A 21,535-nucleotide genomic window follows, 5' to 3' on the forward strand; every position below is an offset into this window, starting at 1 on the left:
CTTCAGGCCGTGCGCAGGGCCCGGCACACGTCCAGCAGCCGCTCGCGCAGCACCGCGCCGCGCTCGGCGAAGTCCCGCTGCGCCTCCATGTACTCCGCCTTGCCCTCGGCGGTCTCGATCCGCACCGGCGCGTACCCCCACGCAGCCAGGTCGTAGGGGGAGGCGCGCATGTCCAGCGTCCGGATCTCCCGCGAGAGTTCGAAGCAGTCCACCACCAGCTCGGAGGGCACCGCCGGGGCCAGCTTGTACGCCCACTTGTACAGGTCCATGTTGGCGTGCAGGCACCCCGGCTGGTCCAGCTCGTCCTGCCGCTCCCGGCTGGGCTGGAGCGTGTTGAGCGGTCGCGCGGCGTCGGTGAAGAAGCGGAACGCGTCGAAGTGCGAGCACCGGATCCGGTGCGTCTCCACGACCCGGTCTGTACCCTCCCGGCCCAGCCGCAGAGGCACCTGTCCGTGCCGCACCTCCCCGGCCCGGTACACCATCGCCCACTCGTGCAGCCCGAAGCAGCCCAGGTGGGCGGGGCGCCCGGCGACCGACGACAGCAGCCGCTCCACGAAGTCCAGCACCGGCCGCGCCGCCAGGAACGCCGCGGTGTCCAGGCCCACCGCGCCCCCGGGCAGCTCGGTGTAGAACCGCTCGTCCAGGCGGGCGCGGGCGCCCTCGCCCAGCAGCACCGTCCCCGCGCCCGGGTGCCAGCGCCGCAGCTGCGCGGGCTTGAGGTTGTAGTAGGTGAAAAGGAAGTCCTCCACCGGGTGGCGCACGCCCTCCCGGCGGCGGCGCAGGTGGTCTCCGACCAGCGCGTCCACGCGGTCGCGGTGCCTCTCGGCGCGCTCGCGCCACCGCTCCTCGGGCAGGGCGGCCGGCGCCCGCGTACTCGCTTCCGTCACGGCCCCCAGGGTATGCGCGCCGCGGGATCTCCCGTCCTCCGTCCCTCGGGCGGCCAGCGGGGCGGAGCCTCTCCGGCCACGGCGAACCGGGCAGCGGATTCTCTCCGACCCCGCGTCCCGTCTCACACGTTCTTGTACGATCCGGCGCATGGGCGTGCGGAACTATCTGGTCGAAGGCGTTTCCGGAACCGGCAAGACCTCGGTCTGCGGAGAACTGCGGCGGCGCGGTCACCACGCCGTCGACGGTGACCTCGAACTGGCCTATCAGGGCGACCCGGAAACCGGCGAGCCGACGGACGGCATGAGGCACGAGCATCATGTCTGGCATGTCGACAGGGTGAGGTCCCTGGTCGCCGACCAGGGCAGCGCGGTGACGTTCTTCTGCGGCGGGTCCAGGAACTTCCCGGAGTTCCTGGACCTGTTCGACGGCGTGTTCGTCCTCGACGTCGACCTCGAGACACTGAACCGGCGGCTTGGCGAGCGGCCGGAGGGCGAGTGGGGCGGACGCCAGTCGGAACGTGACCTCATCACGCGCCTGCACCGGACGAAGGAGGACGTTCCGAAGGACGGTGTCGTCATCGACGCCACCAGGCCGCTCGCGAGCGTCGTCGACGAGATCATCCGCCGGGCCGCGGGATAGACGCTTCCCGCGGCGCGGGTTCCACGCCGGTCCACGCGCTCCCGGGCACGGCTCAGTTCGACTGCTGCACGGGCAGGTGGCGGCCCAGGTAACCGATGTAGACGCGGTTCGTGGTGCCCGGCCCCAGGTGGGGGTAGAAGTACAGCCGCGGACAGATCCCGTACTCGATGTCGAGCTTGATGTGCGCGTACATGGGCAGCCGCCCGCTCGGCTCCACCTCCTCGGGCACCCGGAAGAGGCGCTTGTCGTTGAGCTTGCCCCGGTTGCGCACGTGGTCCGACTCCTGCGAGGCCAACCGCTTGACGGGGATCACCTGGTACCCGTCGGGGGTCTCGCGCAGGTAGGAGTGGAAGCCCAGCCCGGTGCCGGGGTTGTCGAACTGGTAGCGCGCGTAGTCGTTCAGGGCCAGCAGTGCCTCCCACGCGCGGGTGACCCACAGGGGCTCCTTGCGGCTGTCGGACAGCTCGTAGACCGTGGCGTCCTCGATGGTGAAGTACAGGTGCGGCAGGACGGAGTCGTCGGTGATCCGCTCCAGCAGTTCGCGCACGCTCATCGGGGCCCGCCGCTGCGGGTCGCTCGGCGCGGGCGCCGCGGCCAGCCGGAACAGTCCGGCCTCGCGTGCCTGCTCGCGCAGCCAGCGGGCCTCGTAGCGGGCGGCGCGCGCCTGCTCGCGCGCGGTGTCGAGCTCCTCGCCCAGGTCGGCGGTCTCGGCCAGGAGCTCGTGGCGCTCATCGGAGAGCTCGCTGACCCGCGCGCCGAGCCGGGTGACCTCCTCCCGCAGCCGCTGGGCCTGCTGTTCCAGGGCCTCGCGTTCCAGCGCCGAGGCGGTCCCGGCCGGATCGGCCCCGCCCTGCGCCGCCTGGTGCACGATGGCCGCGCCCCGGGCCGCGGGTACGCTCACCCGCGGTCCCGCCGTGCTGGGGCCGGACCGCCGCAGGTCGTCGGTCTCCTCGTCCAGCAGGGCGTCCACGGCCTGGAGCGGTTCGGGCAGGCCCACCTCCAGCGCGTTGTCGCGCACCCGCCGCGAGAGGGCGGCGCCCACCCAGTTGCGGATGCGCTCGCCGTCGCGCGCGGTGTCCAGCGTGGCCGGGCTCATCCGGGGGTGGCGGGCGGCGTCCGCCTCGTCACGTAGGTCCACCCCCGGTAAGAAGGTGCGCACCCCGCCGGAGGGGACGTCCAGGCCCGGCGGCAGGAGCGCGCCGACGCGCTCCAGGGCGGCGGCGTCGAGCACGTACCCGGAGCACATGCCGGTGCAGCGCGACAGCGCACCGGCCATGGCCCCGCGCCAGTCGGCGACGGTCACGTCCCGGGGCGAACCGGTGGCCACCACCGCCATGCGCCGCAGGGGGTCGCGGATCGTGGCCACGAGCGTGTCGACGAGGTCGTCGTCGCGCCCGCGCACGATCCGGGGCGCGGGCGGCAGCGGGTGGCCGCCGTCGTGGCCGTGCACCGCCTCCAGGAGCATGCGCGCCGCCTCGGGCGGCATGACGTCCAGCCGGGGCTGCTCGGAACCCTCCCCCACCAGGGGGGAGGGGGCGACGGTCATGTCGATCCACACGTACCGCCACGGGGACAGCGCCGGGTCGACGACCGCGGTGGCGACCGTCCGCCACACCCCGTCCGTCTTGTCGGACTCGGTGGTCAGACGCAGGAAGGACAGGCCCTCGTCGGGGTTGTCGTGCCGGACGACCAGGGCGCGGGAGCGGTTGCTCAGCTCATGGCGTCCCGACACGGAGAAGTCCACGCGCGCGCCCGAGTTGCCGCGCTTGCTCAGCCACCGCGACAGGACCGTCGAGGTGACGGCGACCAGGTCGCCGTCGTGCTCCGGGACCGCGACGAGCGTGCGGTAGACAAGCGGCAATGGGCACTCCCGGGATCCCGTCGGCGGTGGCGGACCCGAGGGTCCGGCCGAACCCGCTGGCAGAGCCCTCCTCACCACTGTGGACGAAGGAAGCCGCCGGCGCCAGTCGGCCGACCAAAGATCCCCGGTCAGGCTGTCGGATCCTCAGACGATACCGCCCGTCAACCCGGTGTACACCCCCCGCTGTCGGCACTGTTCGGAGCACGGAGCCGTGTGCGTGTCGGCCTTGCGCCATCGTGGCCAACTCCCGTGCCCGGGTTGGCAACCGTGGACAAGGCATGCCGGGAGAGCTGGGCACTAGCGTCACGGGCATGTCTACGCGTCCGTTCTGGCTGGCCGGCACCGCCGCGACCGGCGACACCGAGATCACCGTCGTCAACCCCTACACCGGCGAGGACGCGGGTACCGTCTCCGTGCCCACCGCCGAGCAGATCGAGGAGGCCGTGGCCGCCGCGCACGCGGTCGCCGCCGAGGCCGCCGCCCTGCCCGCCCACGTGCGGGCCGACGCCCTCGACCACGTCTCCCGGCGCATCGGCGAGCGCGCCGAGGAGATCGCCCGCACCATCACCGCCGAGAGCGGCAAGCCGATCAAGTGGGCCCGCGCCGAGGCCGGACGCGCCGTGTCCGTGTTCCGCTGGGCCGCGGAGGAGGCCCGCCGCGACAGCGGTGAGCTCCAGCGCCTGGACACCGATCCGGGCGGCACCGGTCGCATGGCCCTGGTGCGCCGCGTTCCCAAGGGGCCGGTCCTGGGCATCTCGCCGTTCAACTTCCCCCTCAACCTCGTCGCCCACAAGGTCGCCCCGGCCATCGCCGTCGGAGCGCCGATCCTCCTCAAGCCCGCCCCCGCCACCCCGATGACCGCACTGATCCTGGGCGAGATCATCGCCGAGACGGACCTGCCCGGCGGCATGGTGTCGGTGCTGCCGATGCCCAACGACCGCGCCGCCTCCCTCATCACCGACGAGCGCCTGCCCGTCATCTCCTTCACCGGCGGCGCCTTCGGCTGGCAGCTGCCCCGCCTGGCCCCGCACAAGCACGTCACCCTGGAACTGGGCGGCAACGCCGCAGCCGTGGTGCTCGCCGACGCCGACCTGGACTGGGCGGCCCAGCGGGTGGCCCTGTTCGGCAACAACCAGGCCGGGCAGGTGTGCATCGGCGTGCAGCGCGTCATCGTCGAGGACGCCGTGTACGACGAGTTCGTGTCGCGCCTGGTGGAGCGGGTGGAGGCGCTCGGAGTGGGCGACCCCGCCGACCCGGCCACCGACGTGGGCCCGCTGGTGGACGCGGCCGCGGCCGAGCGCGTGGCCTCCTGGATCGACGAGGCCGTCACCGCCGGGGCCAAGCTCCTCACCGGCGGCACGCGCGACGGCGTGACCGTGGCGCCGACCGTGCTCGCCGAGGCCCCAGGCGACGCCCGGGTGGTGCGCCAGGAGGTCTTCGGCCCGGTGCTGGTCCTCCAGCGCGCGGCCGACACCGACGCCGCCTTCGCCGCCGTCAACGACAGCGACTTCGGGCTCCAGGCGGGGGTGTTCACCCGCGACCTGCCCACCGCGTTCCGCGCCCACCGCGAGCTGGAGGTGGGCGGCGTGGTCATCAGCGACGTGCCCACGTTCCGCGCCGACCAGATGCCCTACGGCGGCGTCAAGGGGTCGGGCGTGGGCAAGGAGGGCGTGCGCGCCGCCATGACCGACCTGTCCTACGAGCGGGTCCTGGTGCTGACCGGAATCGACCTGTAGGACCGCCGGGGTCCGCCCCGCGTCCGCGACGAGCGGTGCCCCCCGGCGACGGGGCCGGGGGACACCGCTCGCCGCGCGGAACCCTACAGCCGGGCGGCCTGCTCGTACAGGTCGCGCGCCTCCTGGCCGAGCCGGGGGCCGTACTGGACGCTGCGGTCGTCGGCGTACTTGAAGCTGACCACCGAGGTGATCGTCCCCCGGCCGGTACCGGTGTCGAAACCGGCGAACCAGGGGCCGCCGCTGGAGCCCTGCGTCATGGAGCAGCGCACCCCGTTGGCCGTGGTGCCGCCGGTGTCGGGCTCGGTGCGGCCCGAGCAGTAGTGCAGGTGCCTGCCCTCGTACGGGGACGCAGACGGGTACCCGAACGTGTACACCTGCACCCCCTCGCGCACCTTGTCCTCGGTCCAGGCGCCGAACGCGATCCGCTGGGATCCCACCCGCTCCTGGACGGTGGTGCCCCCGTCGGGGTTGAGCACCACCATGGCGAAGTCGTAGCTGTCGTCGGCCTCGCGGGACCACTCGGGCGCCACCAGCAGGTCGCTGGCGGTGAACCGCCCGTAGGGGCTCTCCCCGTCCGCGTGGCCGGGCACGAAGGTCCAGTTGCGCGCCCACGAGCCCCGGCCGTCCTTGGCGCAGTGCCCGGCGGTGACCACGGTGCTCCGGTTCGCCGCGTCCACCACCGACGCCGAGCACGTGAAGTCGCGCCCGTCCATGGTCAGGTAGACCTTGCCGGTGGTCCTGGTGACCAGTCCGCCCGAGGTCCAGCGCTCGCCCCGGCTGTCGGGGCGGGGCGCGGCCTGGTGCTCGACGCCCTCGTCCGGCGCGGCCGCGCTCTCAGCGGGCAGGAGGACGTCCTCCAGCATGCTGGTGATGGGCTGGGCGGCGGCCATGCGCTCCTCGGTCCAGTAGTCCAGCACGGCCTGGTGCTGGTCACCGGTCACGGCGGCGCTCTGGTGGGAGAGCCCCGCCACGCGCGCCAGGGCCTCGCGGTCCTCCTGCGCGGGAACCGCGGGGGAGTGGATGGCCTGGGTGACGGCGGACGCGGGCGCGGGGAGCTGCTCGGCGAGGAAGAGACCCCCGGCGGCGACCGTCGCGGCGGCGAGGGGTGCGAGGATCCTGTGTGCGGTGGACGAGGTCATGACCAGCATCCTCGCATACTTTCGGTAGTCGAGTTGCTACTTTGTGTTTGTGTCGCGCGCGGCGGGGGAAGAAGGGGCCGCCTCCGGCGCGGGGGGCGTGCCGGAGGCGGCCGGAGGGTGCCCGGACCGACGCCGCGGGAGACCGCGCCGTTCCGGGTACCCGTCAGGCGAGCGGCACCGTGATCTGGGCGGGGGCCTCCTCGGGAGAGGCCACGCTCACCCGGTCCCCGACGTCGCTCTCGTCCTGGTAGCGCGCGTCCATGCTGTCCACCACCACGGCCAGGCGGTGCCCCGCGGGCACGTCCCACACCACCGGCGCCAGCTCCGTGTCCACCGTGACCGGTTCACCGGGCGTGGCCCCGCGCACGGTGTAGGGCGTGTGCGAGAGCAGGGAGCCCGTCCCCCGGCCGTCGACCGCGTACAGGTACACGTACACCGACTGGTCCGGAGCGGTCGGCGTGAACGTGAGGGAGACCTCCGGCGTCCCCGCCACGCGCGCCCCCTCGGGGTAGGCGGGACTGGTCCACACGGCGGCCCGGTAGCGGTCCACCGTCGGCAGCAGCACCCCGGTCGGGATGTCGAAGAACTGCTGGAGGGCGCCGGAGACCATCACCGTGCCGCTCTCGGCCGGTGTGCCGATCCCCGTCCGGAAGCGGTAGCTCCAGCCGGTGGAGGGATCGGGTTCCATGGCGCCGCTGCTCTGCCAGCGGAACCAGTCGGTGCTCGGCTCGGCCAGGTAGTACCGGTCGGTGCCCGCGGTCACCGACGGCCAGTCGGGGTGCGTGGACCAGTCGCCGCGCCCGTTGTTGGGCCTGACGTGCACGGGCCCCTCGGCGTCCACCTCGTTGGCCCGGCCGCGCAGGTGGTGGTCGAACCAGTCGCCCAGGGCCTCCCACACCTCGTTGGGCAGCCCGGCCGCGCCGAACAGCTCCTGCGTGGCGTGGTCGCCCGGGGTGAGCATGAGCCGCTTGGGGACCTCCAGCTCCTCGTAGAAGTCGGTGATGTGGCCGACGGGGAAGATGCCGTCGTTCCAGGCGTGCGCCATCATCACGGCCGTGCCGTTGGCGTTGATGGCGTCCACCTTGGTGGCCGCCGACCGGTCCGGGGCCACGTCCAGGGCGGGCTGGATGTCGCCGCGCCGGTAGGCGGCCCCGATCCCGGCCAGCTCCTCGCCGGGGGTGCCGGTGAGGTTGCCCGCCAGCAGGAGCAGCTCGGCCGACTGTGCGTCGACGGTCTCGTTGGGGTACAGGGAGACGGCCAGGTCGGCCCAGCCGCTCAGCGAGGCCACGGCGCGGATCCGCTCGTCCTCGGCGGCGGTCAGCAGGCTGATGCCGCCCCCGTAGGAGATCCCGGCCATGCCGATGCGGTCGGGGTCGGCGTCGGTGTTCTCCAGCGCCCAGTCGATGACGGCGCTGGCGTCGGCGCGGTCCTCGGGACCGGCCACCCCGATCCCGCCGCCCGAGTCCCAGAAGCCGCGCGAGGTGTAGGCCACGACCTGGTAGCCGGACTCGTGCGCCAGCCTGGCGGCGGCGCCCACGTAGAGGAGGTGGGGCGTGCCCCAGGCGGAGGGCATGACCAGCAGCGGGTGCGGGCCCTCGACCCCGGTGGGGGTGATGACCTTCGCTTTCAGCTCGGTGCCGTCGTGGCTGACGATGGTCTCGTAGCTGATGCTGGCGCCGACCGCGGCCGAGGCCGGGGCGGGTGAGAGGACGGCGGCGGCGAGCACGGCCGCCAGGGCGAGGGACAGCAGGCGGAGGAGGAGGAGCGCGACGGCGCGGATTCCGGAAGCGCTCGGGGGCGGCCCGCCCTCGGAGGGTGCGGGGAGGGAGGGGTTTCTGGCAGGGCGCATGACGGGGGAACCTCAGGGGGACTGGCGGGCGGGGGTGACCGATGGGTCGTCGCGCCGTCTCGCCATCGGGGAGGCCGGGACCCGGGGGTCCGGCGGAGGCGTCCGGGGGAGCGCCTCACGGGGGTCGTCCTGCCCGGTGGTCCCACCGGGCTGTCCTAACTGGGGGGTAACTTACTCACCGGTTAAGTTAGGCCACCCGCCACCGGTTGTAAAGACCCGGTGACGCACGATCCCGTTGGTCCCGCCTGTCGGCGCCACGGGCCCCGCCTGTCGGCGGAGGGTCTGTGTCCCGCCCGTGCGGTAGGGGCGTTCCCCCGCGTGCGCGTCACCCGGACCGGTTCCCCCTTGCGGCGGGCCCCGGAGCGCGCTCCGCCCCGACCTCCGGGGCTTGTCCACAGCCCCCGCACTCTCCCCGGCGGATTGCGGAACAATGGGGAGCGTGCGAGAAGAACAGCGAACAGCAGTGATCCTCGGTTCCACCGGTTCGATCGGGACCCAGGCCATCGACATCGTCCAGCGCAACCCCCGACGCTTCCGCGTGGTGGGCCTGGCCGCGGGCGGCGGGCGCGTGGACCTGCTCGCCAAGCAGGCGGCCGAGCTCGACGTCCCGCTGGTCGCCGTCGCCGACCCCGACCGCGCGGCCGAGCTCGCGCGCGCCCTCGCCGGGCACGGCAGCCGCGCCACCGTCCTGGCCGGGCCCGAGGGGGTCGCGGAGCTGGCCGGAAGCGAGTGCGACGTGGTCCTCAACGGCATCACCGGCGCCCTGGGCCTGGAGTCCACCCTCGCCGCGCTGCGCGCCGGGCGCACCCTCGCACTGGCCAACAAGGAGTCCCTCATCATCGGCGGGCCGCTCGTGCGCGGACTCGCCCGGCCGGGCCAGATCGTCCCGGTCGACTCCGAGCACTTCGCCATCGCCCAGTGCTTCCCCCACCTGCCCGAGGGCGAACTCGCCAGTCCCGCGCAGGGCCACGTCCACGCCCGCCGCGACGAGGTGCGCCGCCTGGTCGTCACCGCCAGCGGAGGCCCCTTCCGCGGTCGCGGCCGCGACGAACTGGCCTCCGTCACCCCCGCCGACGCCCTCAACCACCCCACGTGGAGCATGGGCCCGGTCATCACCGTCAACTCCGCCACCCTGGTCAACAAGGGGCTGGAGGTCATCGAGGCCAACCTGCTGTTCGACGTGCCCTTCGACCGGATCGACGTGGTCGTCCACCCGCAGTCGGTCGTCCACTCCATGGTCGAGTACGTGGACGGCTCCACGATCGCCAAGGCCAGCCCGCCCAGCATGATGATCCCCATCGCCTACGGGCTCGGCGCGCCCGACCGCGTGCCCGACGCCGCGCCCGGCATGGACTGGACCCGCGCCCACACCTGGACCTTCGAGCCCCTGGACCACGAGGCCTTCCCCGCGGTCCGCCTGGCGTGCGAGGTCGGCGCCGCGGGCGGGACCGCGCCCGCGGTCTACAACGCGGCCAACGAGGAGGCGGTCGACGCCTTCCTCCATGGAAACCTCGCGTTCCCGGCCATCATGGACACCGTCTCCCAGGTAGTCTCGGAGCACCAGCGAACAGAACGTACCGGGGGAGCGTCCTCCCGCAGAGGACACCTGAGCCTGGACGACGTGTACGCCGCTGACACCTGGGCCCGCACGCGTGCGCGCGAGCTGCTCGCGCGCCAGGCCTGACACCGCCCTGAGGAGAGATGCATGGTCGCCCTGATGACCGTGGTCGGGATCGTCCTGTTCGTCTTCGGCCTGCTGTTCTCGATCGCCTGGCATGAGCTGGGACACATGTCCACGGCCAAGATGTTCGGGATCAAGTGCACCGAGTTCATGGTGGGCTTCGGCAAGACCCTGTGGTCCGTCCGCAGGGGCGAGACCGAGTACGGCATCAAGGCGGTGCCGCTGGGCGGGTTCGTGCGCATGGTCGGCATGCTCCCGCCCTCGCGCCAGACCGCCGACGGCGGCTCCCGCAAGCTCTCACGCTGGCGTGCCATGGCCGAGGACGCCCGGGAGGCGTCCTACGTCGAGCTCTCCCCCGAGGACCAGGACCGGCAGTTCTACCAGCGGGCGCCGTGGAAGCGCCTCATCGTGATGTTCGCCGGGCCCGGCATGAACGTCATCCTGGCCGCGATCCTGCTCGCCGTGCTGTTCATGGGCATCGGGGTGCCGCAGAGCACCACCCAGATCGCCACGGTCACCGAGTGCGTGGTCCCCGCGGGCAGTTCCGTCACCGGCTGCGAGGACGCCCCGCCCACGCCCGCCGCCGAGGCCGGGATGCTGCCCGGCGACGTCATCGTCTCCGTCGGCGGCGAGTCCACCCCGGACTGGAGCACCGCCAACCGGCAGATCCGCGAGGCCATGGGCGGTACCGAGATCGTGGTCGAGCGCGACGGTGAGCGGCTGCCGCTGGACGTCGACATCGTCGAGAACGAACTCCCGGCCCGCGACGCCGAGGGCGAGCTGGTCTACGAGACCGACGCCGACGGCGAGCCGGTCTACGACGAGCAGGGCTACCGCGTCTACGAGACCGAGGTCGTGGGCTTCCTCGGCATCATCTTCGCCACCGAGCGCGCCCCGCTCACCCTCGCCGAGTCGGCCGCCGAGATGGGCGGCATGATGATCGGCGTCGGCGAGGCCCTCATCTCCCTGCCCAGCAAGGTGCCCGACGTCTTCGCCGCCGCCTTCCTGGGCGAGCAGCGCACGCAGGACTCCCCGGTGGGCATCGTCGGCATCTCCCGCATCGGCGGCGAGATCATGGCGCAGGGGCTCCCCGTGGCCGACACCGCCGCGATCATGATCCAGATCCTGGCCGGGGTGAACCTCTTCCTGTTCGCCTTCAACCTGGTGCCGATCCTGCCGCTGGACGGCGGGCACATGGCCGGTGCCATCTGGGAGTGGATCAAGCGCGGCTGGGCCAGAGCGTTCCGACGGCCCGAACCGGCGCCGGTGGACGTGGCGATGCTGACACCGGTGGCCTACGTGGTCGTGGCCTGCTTCCTGGTGTTCAGCGTGGTCCTGCTCGTGGCCGACCTGTTCAACCCGGTCAGACTCTTCGGCTGACGCCCGTCCCGGCGGCCTTCCGGCCGCCGGGGTGAGGGCCCTCCGGTCGCTCCGGCGATCCGAGGGCGTGTACCGGGACCGCTCCTCGTCACCGCTCCGGTGACCGCGCGACCGGTGCTGGACACCCCCGCGGCGCCGGGCGTTCACCCTGGTACGCCTGGTCCGCATCCCGTGCCGGGCAGGCCTCCGGGTACGGGTAACCTGGGGGCGCGATCCGGGAACGACGGCGTAGCCAAGGCCGCCGAACACGGTGATCCCCGGACGCGGACCCGCGCGCTGCGCCGGACACCCATTCCCGAAACGGACGAATCAAGTGCCGCCCCCTCTCCGGCGGCAGACGAGGTGAATCAAGCGTGACCGTCGATCTCGGTATTCCCGCCGCACCGCCGCGCCCGCTCGCGACCCGGCGCAAGACGCGGCAGATCATGGTCGGGAACGTTCCCGTCGGTGGGGACGCCCCGGTGTCCGTGCAGTCGATGACGACCACCCGTACCTCCGACATCAACGCGACCCTCCAGCAGATCGCGGAGCTGACCGCCGCGGGCTGCCAGATCGTCCGCGTGGCCGTGCCCACCAACGACGACGCCGACGCCCTGGCGATCATCGCCAAGAAGTCGCAGATCCCGGTGATCGCCGACATCCACTTCCAGCCCAAGTACGTGTTCCAGGCGATCGACGCCGGATGCGCGGCCGTGCGCGTCAACCCGGGCAACATCAAGAAGTTCGACGACAAGGTCGCCGAGATCGCCAAGGCGGCCGGTGAGGCCGGGACGCCGATCCGCATCGGCGTCAACGCCGGTTCGCTGGACAAGCGCCTGCTCGAGAAGTACGGCAAGGCCACCCCGGAGGCGCTGGTGGAGTCGGCGCTGTGGGAGTGCTCGCTGTTCGAGGAGCACGGCTTCCGCGACATCAAGATCTCGGTCAAGCACAACGACCCCGTGGTCATGGTCAACGCCTACCGCCAGCTCTCCGCGGCCTGCGACTACCCGCTGCACCTGGGTGTGACCGAGGCCGGTCCCGCCTTCCAGGGCACCATCAAGTCCGCCGTGGCCTTCGGCGCGCTGCTCTCGGAGGGCATCGGCGACACCATCCGCGTGTCCCTGTCCGCGCCCCCCGCGGAGGAGGTCAAGGTCGGCAACCAGATCCTGGAGTCGCTCGGGCTGCGTGAGCGCGGCCTGGAGATCGTCTCCTGCCCCAGCTGCGGCCGGGCCCAGGTGGACGTGTACACGCTCGCCGAGGAGGTCACCGCGGGCCTGGAGGGCATGGAGGTGCCGCTGCGCGTGGCCGTCATGGGCTGCGTCGTCAACGGCCCCGGTGAGGCCCGCGATGCCGACCTGGGCGTGGCCTCCGGCAACGGCAAGGGGCAGATCTTCGTCAAGGGCGAGGTCATCAAGACCGTGCCCGAGTCCCAGATCGTGGAGACCCTCATCGAGGAGGCCATGCGCATCGCCGAGGAGATGGGCGAGTCCGGCGCCGAGGGCGCGCCCACGGTCTCCGTGGCCGGCTGACCCGCCCCGCTGCCCCCGACGGCCGCGCCGCCCCTCCCGGGACCGGCGCGGCCGTTCGCGTGTGCGGTGCGCACCCCACGGCAGCGCGACGGAGTCGTCGCTCTCCGTTGTGCTCCACGCGCCCAGCGGCCATGATGGGACCGGCAACAGCCGGAACGACACCCCCCTCAGGAGCCCTCGTGTCCCCCTCACGGACCAAGGTGCGTTTCACCCCGGTCGTCGGAGTCCTCCTCCTCGCACTCGGCCTGCTCAACCTCGTCCTCGGTGTGTGGCTGCTGGGACTGGGGGAGCCCACCATGAGCCTGCTCATCGGTGTCGTCGTCACCGTCGTGGGAGCCGTGCAGCTGACCAGGACCTACTTCTGGTTCGACCCCGAGATCGGGGCGGGGTGGTCGTCCGTCTCCGGTCCCGGAAGGTTCGGCCCGCTCGCCAGGGGAGTCACGGCCGAACGGGGGGAGCGCTTCGCCGCCGAGGGCGCGGGCCTGGTGCACGTGGCCGCCGACGGGACGCGCACCCCCGTCCCGGTGCGGCGGTGGATGGCGAACAGGGCCGACTGGCGTGCGCTGGAGGCCGCCCTGTCGGACCCGGCCCGGTCCCGGGACCCCCGGACGCCGGACGGCGGCGCCGCCTGACCACCGACCCCGGCCGCACGTCGGGGGGAAGGTCGCGGGCATGGAGGGTCGGGCGGGGGAGGTCATCGAGGTCCGCGGCTCCGACGGCAGCCCGCCCTACGTGGTGCGCTTCTCCGACGGTCGCGAGAGCCTCGTCCGCCCGGGTCCGGACGCCGTGGTCGAGTCCGGGACTCCGTCGCGCGCCCCTGACCAGCCTGTTCGCTGTCCGAAGTGGTGGCGGTCACCCAGAGTGATTTTATGTGGCATCACTCACAGGGACGTGCGTTTCCTTGCGCGGTCGCGCACGATCCCGCCGCTTCAACCGGACAGACGCAATGAATGTGGGTCATGTTACGTAGGTAACGCGGCTACCGTTGCTGAGGGCTTCGGGCCGCTCGGATGTGTGGCGGCCGGGCCCCACCCCCCTCCGTGCCTCCCTCGGGGGAGCGGTGTGCCCACGTACATGAACGAGGAGTAAACACGTGGTGGACCAGAAGAGCCCGGCGGGCACCCGCGGGGCCGCAGGCCCGGGCGGTGCGCCCGCGCTGAGGCAGCGCCTCACCAGGCGCAAGCCGATCGAGAGGCTCGTCGCCGAGACCCAGGACTCCGAGGGCAGCGGCCTCCAGCGGCACATGGGCTTCTGGCAGCTGTCCATGATCGGCATCGGCGCCACCCTGGGCACCGGCATCTTCGTCGTGCTGGGCGAGGCCGTCCCCGTCGCCGGACCAGCCGTCATCGTCTCGTTCGTGCTCGCCGGGATCACCGCGCTGTTCTCCGCGCTGGCCTACGCCGAGATGGCCGGGATGATCCCCGCCTCCGGCTCCGCCTACTCCTACAGCTACGCCACCATCGGCGAGTTCATGGCGTGGGTGTGCGGCTGGTGCCTCATGCTCACCTACGGGGTGTCGGTCGCGGCGGTCGGCGTCGGCTGGGGCGAGTACATCAACGAGCTCCTCCAGCTCACCACCGGCCTGTCCCTGCCGGGCGCGGTGCTCGCCGGTCCCATGGAGGGCGGCGTGATCAACCTGCCCGCCGCCGTCGTGGTCCTGCTGTCCATGTTCGCCCTGCTCGCCGGTGTCCGCGAGAGCAGCCGCGTCAACGCCGTCATGGTCGCCGTCAAGGTCGCCATCCTGGTGATGTTCGTGGTCATCGCGATCACCGCCGTCCAGGACGGCAACTTCGCCCCGTTCATGCCGATGGGCATGGCCGGTGTCAGTGCCGCGGGCGCCACCCTGTTCTTCTCCTACATCGGCTTCGACTCGGTCTCCACCGCGAGTGAGGAGGCCAAGAACCCGCAGCGCGACCTGCCCCGGGCCATCATGTTCGCGATGATCCTGGTGACGGCGCTGTACTGCCTGGTCGCCTTCGCGGCGGTCGGCGCGCTCGACTGGACCGGCTTCGTCGACGGCGAGACCTCCCTCGCGGGCATCCTGACCGCTGTCACCGGCACCCCCGTGTGGGCGGTCATCTTCGCCGCCGGTGCGGTCCTGGCCCTGGCCAGCGTGGTCCTGGTGGTGCTCTACAGCCAGACCCGCATCCTCTACGCCATGTCGCGCGACGGGCTCATCCCCAGGGCCTTCTCCACCCTCGACGCCAAGGGCACCCCGCGCACGAACACCCTCATCACCTCCGCGCTCATCGCGGTGCTCGCCGCCCTGGTCCCGCTCGGGCCGCTCGCCGACGCCACCGCCATCGGCACCCTCTTCGCCTTCGCCCTGGTCAACGTGGCCGTCCTGGTGCTGCGCCGCCGCAGGCCCGACCTGCCGCGCGCCTTCCGGGTGCCGGGGGCGCCGGTCACGCCGGTCCTGGGCGTGCTGGCCTGCGCCTACCTCATGTTCAGCATGTCGATGAGCGTGTGGGCGGCCTTCCTGGTCTGGCTCGCCGTGGGCGTGGCGGTCTACTTCGCCTACGGCATGCGCCGCTCCGTCCTGGAGAGCGACCCCGAGGCCGCCGAGGTCCGCTCCTAGCCGGACCGGGCGGGAACCGCGCGCGAGGGGGCCGGGGGATTCCCCCGGCCCCTCGCGTGTTCCCGGGGAGGGTCCGGCGCACGGCATGCTGCGCGCATCCGCCCCCGGGCGCAAGAAACAGCTGCATACCGCTGGAAAGACGCGGGAATCCTCGGATCGGGTGCACTGTTTCGACGCCTTCGCCCACCTAGAGTGGACGCGGCCCCGAGACGACGGAGAAGAGCGAGGTGAGGCAGTGACACGCGGACCCCTGCGCGTGGCCCTTGACCAGGGCACCGGACCCGGCGCGGACCCCGCCGCCGCCCTCGACCGGCTGGCCGACCGCGCCAGAGCCGCCGCCGACGCCGGAGCCCGCCTGCTCGTGGGACCCGAGATGTCCCTGACCGGCTACAACCTGGGCCCCGACCTCCTGTCCCGGCTCGCCGAACCCTTCGACGGTCCCCTCAGCCAGGCGGTCGCCGCCATCGCGGCCGACACCGGTGTCGCCATCGTTCACGGTTTCCCCGAGCGCGCCGACGGCACCGTGTACAACGCCGTCCAGCTCGTGGACTCCAACGGCGCCCGCCGGACCTACCGCAAGACCCACCTGTTCGGCGGCCTGGACCGAGGGGCGTTCTCCCCGGGCACGGAGCCGGTGGTCCAGGCCGACCTCGACGGGGTCCGCGTCGGCCTGCTGGTCTGCTACGACGTCGAGTTCCCCGAGACCGTGCGCGCCCACGTCCTCGCCGGTACCGAACTCCTCGTCGTCCCCACCGCGCTCATGCTGCCCTTCACCGAGGTGCCCGAGCGGATCGTGCCCGTGCGCGCCCTGGAGAACCAGATCCACCTGGCGTACGTGAACCGCTGCGACACCGAGGGCGACCTGCGCTACGCGGGACTGAGCACCCTGATCGCGCCCGACGGCTCCGAGACGCTGCGGGCCGGTCCCGGCGAGGAGTTCCTGGTCGGTGACGTCGACCCGGACGCCCTCGCCCGCGCCCGCCGCGAGCAGTCCTACCTGCGCGACCGCCGCCCGGCCCTGTACCGGACGCTCACCGCGTGACCGCCGCCTGAGGCGGGCGGCACCGCGCCGCCCGGCCCCGCGCGCCCTCGCCGAGGCGGACCCGCACGCGCCCCCGAACCCGCCCGAGCCGTTGACCCATCCACCACGACCCGTGCCACCGCGCACGGACACCGACCGGCGTCCCCGCCGGACCACACCCACGAAGGAGGGGTTGGAGAATGACGTCTGCCGTGCCCACGGCCGCCGGTGCCGCACCCGAGCGGAGCACGCCGCTGAACATGTGCGGGCCGGACTTCCCGTTCGCCTACGACGCCTACCTGGAGCACCCCGCCGGACTCGGGCAGGTCCCGGCGGAGCGCCACGGCACCGAGGTCGCCGTCATCGGCGGCGGGCTGTCGGGGATCGTCACCGCCTACGAGCTGATGAAGATGGGCCTCAAGCCGGTCGTGTACGAGGCCGACCGCATCGGCGGGCGGCTGCGCACCGAGAAGCTCGCGGGCTGCCCCGACGACGTGGTCGCCGAGATGGGCGCCATGCGCTTCCCGCCCTCCTCCACCGCCTTCTGGCACTACGTGGACCGGGCCGGTCTGGAGACGGCGCCGTTCCCCAACCCGCTCTCCCCGGCCACCCCCAGCACCGTGGTCGACCTCAAGGGAGAGTCCCACTACGCCACCTCCCTCGACGACCTGCCCGAGGTCTACCGCGAGGTGGCCCGCGCCTGGGACGCCGCCCTGGACAGCGTCCAGCACACCCGCATGCAGAAGGCCATCCGCGAGCGCGACGTGGCCACCCAGAAGGAGATCTGGAACGAGCTGGTCGCCCGGCTCGACAACCAGACCTTCTACGGCTTCCTGTGCGACTCCCCGGCCTTCGCCTCCTTCCGCCACCGCGAGATCTTCGGCCAGGTGGGCTTCGGGACCGGCGGCTGGGACACCGACTTCCCCAACTCCATCCTGGAGATCCTGCGCGTCACCTACACCGGCGCCGACGACGACCACATGGGCATCGTGGGCGGCGTGGAGCAGCTGCCGCTGCGCCTGTGGGAGGACGCCCCGGACAAGATCGTGCACTGGGCGCAGGACACCACCCTGGCCTCGCTGCACGAGGGCGGCCCGCGCCCGGCCGTCACCGCCCTGCGCCGCACCGCGGCCAAGGGCTCCCCGGCGGGCAACATCACGGTCACCGACGCCTCGGGCTCCACCCGGACCTACGCGGCGGCCGTGTTCACCGCGCAGAGCTGGATGATGCTGTCCAAGATCGACTGCGACGAGGACCTGCTGCCCATCGACCACTGGACGGCGATCGAGCGCACCCACTACATGGAGTCCTCGAAGCTGTTCGTGCCGGTGGACCGCGCGTTCTGGCGGGACCGCGATCCCGAGACCGGCCGCGACGCCATGAGCATGACGCTCACCGACCGCATGACCCGGGGCACCTACCTGCTGGAGGGCTCCGACCCGGACGGTCCGGCGGCGATCTGCATGTCCTACACCTGGTGCGACGACTCGCTCAAGTGGCTGCCGCTGTCGGCCAACGAGCGCTTGGAGGTCATGCTCTCGTCGCTGTCCAAGATCTACCCGGGCGTGGACATCCGCTCGCACATCACCGGTGACCCGGTGACGGTGTCGTGGGAGGACGAGCCCTACTTCATGGGCGCGTTCAAGGCCAACCTGCCGGGCCACTACCGCTACCAGCGCCGCCTGTTCACGCACTTCCGCCAGGACGACCTGGAGGAGCGCCACCGCGGCCTGTTCCTGGCAGGGGACGACGTGTCCTGGACGGCGGGCTGGGCCGAGGGCGCCGTGCAGACCGCGCTCAACGCCGTGTGGGGCGTGGTCCACCACTTCGGCGGCGAGACCGACCCGTCCAACCCGGGCCCCGGCGACGTGTTCGAGGACCTCGCGCCGGTGGCCCTCCCCGAGGACTGAGGTGGTACCTCTTCGGTGCTCCGCTGCGCTTCGCCCCGTGTTTGGGGCTCCTCCCCGCGGTCCCGCCGCGGGGAGGAACCTCAGGGAAGGTCGGCCGTCCCGGCGAGGATGGGCTGGTCCACCAGGCGCGACAGCACGAGCGTGCTCTTGGTCCGCACCACGAACGGCTCGGCGCCCAGCCGCTCGATGACCTCCTCCAGGTGGTGGGTGTCGCGGGCGCGGACCTGCACGATGGCGTCCGCCTCCCCGGTGACGGTGCACGCGGAGGTGATCTCGGCGTAGCCCGCGAGCCCCGTCCGGATCTCGCCCGGCGACGTGCGGGCCCGGCAGTACAGCTCGATGAAGGCCTCGGTGGTCCACCCCACGGCCTGGGGCTCCACCACCACGGTGAACCCGCGCACCGCGCCGGACTCCACCAGCCGGTCCACGCGGCGCTTGACCGCCGAGGGGCTCAGGCCGACCCGCTGGCCGATCTCGGCGAAGCTCATCCGCGCGTCCGCGCCGAGTATCGCGATGATCCGCTCATCGACACGATCCAGCCGCATTGCGCTTCGTCCCTGTCTGTCCACGTCTGATTGAGGCAGGGCACATGTTACCGGGGTGTGTCCCCCTGGGGGCTCGTGTCGCATCCAGTCATCACCCTCCGAAGTGATAACAATTCATAGAGTAACGAACCGTGTGAGGGAGTGGACGAGTGCGAGCACGAACCCGGGCCGGCGTCTCGGCCGTGGCGGTCCTGGCCTCCCTGGTCGCGGCGGTCCCCGCGCAGGCCGGTCAGACCACCCGCATCGACCAGGGGGGACTCGACTGGGCCCCCTGCGAGGACATCCAGCCCGTCGCGGACGAGAACCTGGAGTGCGCCACCCTCACCGTCCCCCTCGCGCGCACCGCCGACGGCGAGCGGCTCAGCGGCCGTGACGACACCGTCGAACTCGCGCTCTCGCGGGTCCCCGCCAGCGGCGAGTCCCGCCACACTCTGCTGGTCAACCCCGGAGGCCCCGGCAGCGCCGGGCGCCAGTGGGCCTCCTACACCCACTGGCGGATGCCCGTGGAACTCCGCGAGACCTACGACGTCGTCTCCTTCGACCCGCGCGGCGTGGGCGCCTCCACCCCGTCCATCACCTGCGACCCCGACCACTTCACTCCCGTGCGCCCCGACACCGTGCCCGCCGACGCGGCCGCCGAGGAGGCGCTGCGCGCCGACGCCCAGGCCTACGCCCGGGACTGCGCGGACAACACCGGCCCCCTGCTCGGACACACCCGCACCGTGGACACCGCGCACGACATGGACGCCATCCGGGCCGCTCTGGGCCGGGAGCGGATCGACTACCTCGGCTACTCCTACGGCAGTTACCTGGGCACCGTCTACTCCGCGCTCTACCCCGACCGCGTCCGCTCCCTGGTCCTGGACAGCGTCGTCAACCCCGACAAGCCCTGGTACGAGAGCAACCTCGTCCAGAACCGCGCACTGGACCGCGCGGCGAACGACTTCTTCGCCTGGACCGCCCGCCACGACGACGTCTACGGGCTCGGCACGACCGGCGAGCAGGTCGCCGAGGCCTACTACGCGCTGCGCTCGGAACTGGCGGACGAGCCCGCCGAGGGCACCGTCGGCCCCACCGAGCTGGAGAGCACCGCCATCGTGGTCGCCTACAGCAGCGCCTACTGGCCCCCGGTCGCCGCTGCGCTCTCGGCCCGGACCACCGGGTCCGACAGCGCCCCGCTGCTCGCCCTGTACGAGGCCTACGGCGAGGACGCCGGTTCCGACCGCGGTTACGGCGGCTACCTCGCGGTCCAGTGCACCGACTCCCACTGGCCCCGGGACTGGTCCACCTGGCACGCCGACGCCGGGAAGTCCCACGCCGAGGCGCCCTTCATGAGCTGGAACAACACCTGGTACAACGCTCCGTGCGCGACCTGGAGCGCCGGATCCGACGACTGGTTCCAGGTCGGCAACGGCCCCGGCGAGCACCCCGCCTACGAGGGCGACGTGCTTCTCGTGCACGCCACCGAGGACGGCGCCACCCCCGTCGAGGGCGCCTTCGCCCTGCGTGAGCGCCTGCCCGGATCGGCCCTGGTGACCGAGGAGGGCGGCCACACCCACGGTGTCTCGCTCACCGGCAACGACTGCGTGGACGAGATCGTCACCGCCTACCTCCGGGACGGAGAGCTGCCCGAGCGCGCCGGGGGCGAGGGGCCCGACGTCACCTGTGAGGGACGTCCCGAACCCCAGCCGCGTACCGCCCAGAACGCACCTGGGACCATGGTGGAGCGCCCCGCCCCGGTACCCGGACACCACGTGGGCGCGATCGTGGAGTCCGGGGCGGCGGAGCAACCGGTCGAATAGGCTGGAACCGGCGCGAACAGGCTTGGTTGGTCGTCCCCCGGCGCCCGCACGAGGGCACTGGGAAGATGGGGGAGATGCGATGCTGCGGACCTCGCCGGTACGGATCCTCGGAGAACGCGACCGGGAGGCCGTCCGCGCGCTCCTGGACGCCGACCCCGTGGGCAACGTCTTCGTCACCTCCCGCCTGATGGCCACCGGCCTCTCCGGCGGCGCCAACGGCGCCGAGGTGTGGGGGCACGTGGAGAGGGGACGCCTGACCGCCCTGTGCTACTCGGGGGCCAACCTCGTCCCCGTCAACGCCGGACCGGCCGCGATCCGCAGCTTCGCCGACCACGCCCGCTGGAGGGGCCGCCGCTGCTCCTCGATCGTCGGACCCGTCGACGCGGTCAGCGACTTCTGGCAGCAGGTCACCCCGGCGTGGGGGCCCGCCCGCGTCATCCGCGCCAGACAGCCCGTCCTGGAGATCAGCGGCCCGCCCTCGGTGCCCGCCGACCCGCTGGTGCGCCGGGTCCAGCTGTCCGAGCTCAACACCATCGTGCCCGCCTGCGTGGCCATGTTCACCGAGGAGGTCGGAGTCCCGCCGGACTCCGGCGACGGCGGCGCGCTCTACCGGGCCCGGGTGGCCGAACTGGTGCGCACCGGCCGGGCCTTCGCCCGCATCGAGGACGGTCGCGTGGTGTTCAAGGCCGAGATCGGCGCGGTCACCCGGCACGCCTGCCAGGTCCAGGGCGTGTGGGTGCACCCGGACCTGCGCGGACAGGGCCACTCCACGGCGGGGATGGCCGCCGTGGTCGAGTACGCGCTCGCCGAGATCGCGCCCCGCGTCACCCTCTACGTCAACGACTTCAACACCCCGGCCCGCGCCGCCTACCAGCGGGTCGGCTTCCGCCAGGTCGGCGAGGTCATGTCGGTGCTGTTCTGAGCGCGCCGCGCCCGGAACCGCGTCCCGCACCGCCGACGGCATTCTGACGGACTCGCGTCAGATCCGACCCCGCACC

At 72.6% G+C, this 21,535-nt stretch carries 17 protein-coding genes; 12 read left to right on the top strand and 5 right to left on the bottom strand.

All coding sequences use genetic code 11. From position 1 onward, the window contains the following. Positions 1-2: 2 nt before the first annotated feature. Complete coding sequence (locus FYW99_RS12280; RefSeq protein WP_150252126.1) at positions 3-887, bottom strand: 3-methyladenine DNA glycosylase; 885 nt, start codon at positions 885-887, stop codon at positions 3-5. A 148-nt stretch (positions 888-1,035) separates the two neighbouring features. Between FYW99_RS12280 and FYW99_RS12285 the strand changes: the two genes are divergently transcribed. Then, on the top strand, positions 1,036-1,527 hold the full coding sequence (locus tag FYW99_RS12285) for an AAA family ATPase (RefSeq protein ID WP_150252128.1): 492 nt from the start codon (positions 1,036-1,038) through the stop codon (positions 1,525-1,527). Positions 1,528-1,579: 52 nt separating this feature from the next. On the opposite strand, the gene FYW99_RS12290 is transcribed toward FYW99_RS12285, so the two are convergent. Next, positions 1,580-3,388, bottom strand: coding sequence for a coiled-coil domain-containing protein (locus FYW99_RS12290; protein ID WP_150252130.1), 1,809 nt, complete (start codon positions 3,386-3,388; stop codon positions 1,580-1,582). A gap of 311 nt (positions 3,389-3,699) precedes the next feature. On the opposite strand from FYW99_RS12290, the gene FYW99_RS12295 reads away from it, so the two are divergent. Continuing rightward, positions 3,700-5,124, top strand: coding sequence for an aldehyde dehydrogenase family protein (locus FYW99_RS12295; protein WP_150252132.1), 1,425 nt, complete (start codon positions 3,700-3,702; stop codon positions 5,122-5,124). A gap of 83 nt (positions 5,125-5,207) precedes the next feature. Here the strand turns inward: FYW99_RS12295 and FYW99_RS12300 are convergent, their stop codons facing one another. Further along, complete coding sequence (locus FYW99_RS12300; RefSeq protein ID WP_150252133.1) at positions 5,208-6,263, bottom strand: trypsin-like serine peptidase; 1,056 nt, start codon at positions 6,261-6,263, stop codon at positions 5,208-5,210. A 163-nt stretch (positions 6,264-6,426) separates the two neighbouring features. Beyond that, complete coding sequence (locus FYW99_RS12305; protein WP_150252134.1) at positions 6,427-8,112, bottom strand: CocE/NonD family hydrolase; 1,686 nt, start codon at positions 8,110-8,112, stop codon at positions 6,427-6,429. Between the two features lie 463 nt (positions 8,113-8,575). On the opposite strand from FYW99_RS12305, the gene dxr reads away from it, so the two are divergent. From dxr to FYW99_RS12345, 8 genes are all read left to right on the top strand, one after another. Beyond that, the gene (gene dxr, locus FYW99_RS12310) at positions 8,576-9,796 is read left to right on the top strand and encodes a 1-deoxy-D-xylulose-5-phosphate reductoisomerase (RefSeq protein ID WP_223838968.1); all 1,221 of its coding nucleotides are present in this window, start codon (positions 8,576-8,578) and stop codon (positions 9,794-9,796) included. A gap of 21 nt (positions 9,797-9,817) precedes the next feature. Continuing rightward, positions 9,818-11,173, top strand: a complete 1,356-nt coding sequence (locus tag FYW99_RS12315; RefSeq protein WP_150252136.1) for a M50 family metallopeptidase — start codon at positions 9,818-9,820, stop codon at positions 11,171-11,173. Positions 11,174-11,526: 353 nt separating this feature from the next. Next, positions 11,527-12,681 (top strand): flavodoxin-dependent (E)-4-hydroxy-3-methylbut-2-enyl-diphosphate synthase, encoded by a 1,155-nt coding sequence (ispG, locus tag FYW99_RS12320; RefSeq protein WP_150252137.1) that lies wholly within the window; start codon positions 11,527-11,529, stop codon positions 12,679-12,681. Positions 12,682-12,860: 179 nt separating this feature from the next. Beyond that, on the top strand, positions 12,861-13,313 hold the full coding sequence (locus FYW99_RS12325) for a hypothetical protein (protein WP_150252138.1): 453 nt from the start codon (positions 12,861-12,863) through the stop codon (positions 13,311-13,313). Then, the gene (locus FYW99_RS33070) at positions 13,240-13,770 is read left to right on the top strand and encodes a DUF1918 domain-containing protein (RefSeq protein ID WP_394350351.1); all 531 of its coding nucleotides are present in this window, start codon (positions 13,240-13,242) and stop codon (positions 13,768-13,770) included. The genes FYW99_RS12325 and FYW99_RS33070 overlap by 74 nt, the downstream gene beginning before the upstream one ends. Before the next feature lie 4 nt (positions 13,771-13,774). Beyond that, positions 13,775-15,259 (top strand): amino acid permease, encoded by a 1,485-nt coding sequence (locus FYW99_RS12335; RefSeq protein WP_150252139.1) that lies wholly within the window; start codon positions 13,775-13,777, stop codon positions 15,257-15,259. A 235-nt stretch (positions 15,260-15,494) separates the two neighbouring features. Further along, a complete protein-coding gene (locus FYW99_RS12340; protein ID WP_150252140.1) occupies positions 15,495-16,301 on the top strand; it encodes a carbon-nitrogen hydrolase family protein in 807 nt (268 codons plus the stop codon). Positions 16,302-16,480: 179 nt separating this feature from the next. After that, positions 16,481-18,190: a flavin monoamine oxidase family protein gene (locus FYW99_RS12345; RefSeq protein WP_150252141.1), complete on the top strand. Its 1,710-nt coding sequence runs from the start codon at positions 16,481-16,483 to the stop codon at positions 18,188-18,190. An 80-nt stretch (positions 18,191-18,270) separates the two neighbouring features. Here the strand turns inward: FYW99_RS12345 and FYW99_RS12350 are convergent, their stop codons facing one another. Further along, entirely contained in the window at positions 18,271-18,735 is a 465-nt protein-coding gene (locus FYW99_RS12350) for an Lrp/AsnC family transcriptional regulator (RefSeq protein WP_013154624.1), read from the bottom strand. Between the two features lie 149 nt (positions 18,736-18,884). Here FYW99_RS12350 and FYW99_RS12355 point away from each other — a divergent pair, with 149 nt between their 5' ends. Beyond that, positions 18,885-20,537, top strand: a complete 1,653-nt coding sequence (locus FYW99_RS12355; RefSeq protein WP_190394631.1) for an alpha/beta hydrolase — start codon at positions 18,885-18,887, stop codon at positions 20,535-20,537. Between the two features lie 79 nt (positions 20,538-20,616). Further along, on the top strand, positions 20,617-21,459 hold the full coding sequence (locus FYW99_RS12360; RefSeq protein ID WP_150252142.1) for a GNAT family N-acetyltransferase: 843 nt from the start codon (positions 20,617-20,619) through the stop codon (positions 21,457-21,459). Positions 21,460-21,535: the final 76 nt, after the last annotated feature.

This window comes from Nocardiopsis deserti (genome assembly GCF_008638355.1).
Lineage (GTDB): Bacteria > Actinomycetota > Actinomycetes > Streptosporangiales > Streptosporangiaceae > Nocardiopsis > Nocardiopsis alborubida.

Coding starts and splice junctions, on each gene's coding strand:
- FYW99_RS12345 (WP_150252141.1), top strand. CDS start 16,481: ATGACGTCTGCCGTGCCCACGGCCGCCGGTGCCGCACCCGAGCGGAGC.
- FYW99_RS12305 (WP_150252134.1), bottom strand. CDS start 8,112: ATGCGCCCTGCCAGAAACCCCTCCCTCCCCGCACCCTCCGAGGGCGGG.
- FYW99_RS12315 (WP_150252136.1), top strand. CDS start 9,818: ATGGTCGCCCTGATGACCGTGGTCGGGATCGTCCTGTTCGTCTTCGGC.
- FYW99_RS12285 (WP_150252128.1), top strand. CDS start 1,036: ATGGGCGTGCGGAACTATCTGGTCGAAGGCGTTTCCGGAACCGGCAAG.
- FYW99_RS12350 (WP_013154624.1), bottom strand. CDS start 18,735: ATGCGGCTGGATCGTGTCGATGAGCGGATCATCGCGATACTCGGCGCG.
- FYW99_RS12300 (WP_150252133.1), bottom strand. CDS start 6,263: ATGACCTCGTCCACCGCACACAGGATCCTCGCACCCCTCGCCGCCGCG.
- FYW99_RS12295 (WP_150252132.1), top strand. CDS start 3,700: ATGTCTACGCGTCCGTTCTGGCTGGCCGGCACCGCCGCGACCGGCGAC.
- FYW99_RS12360 (WP_150252142.1), top strand. CDS start 20,617: ATGCTGCGGACCTCGCCGGTACGGATCCTCGGAGAACGCGACCGGGAG.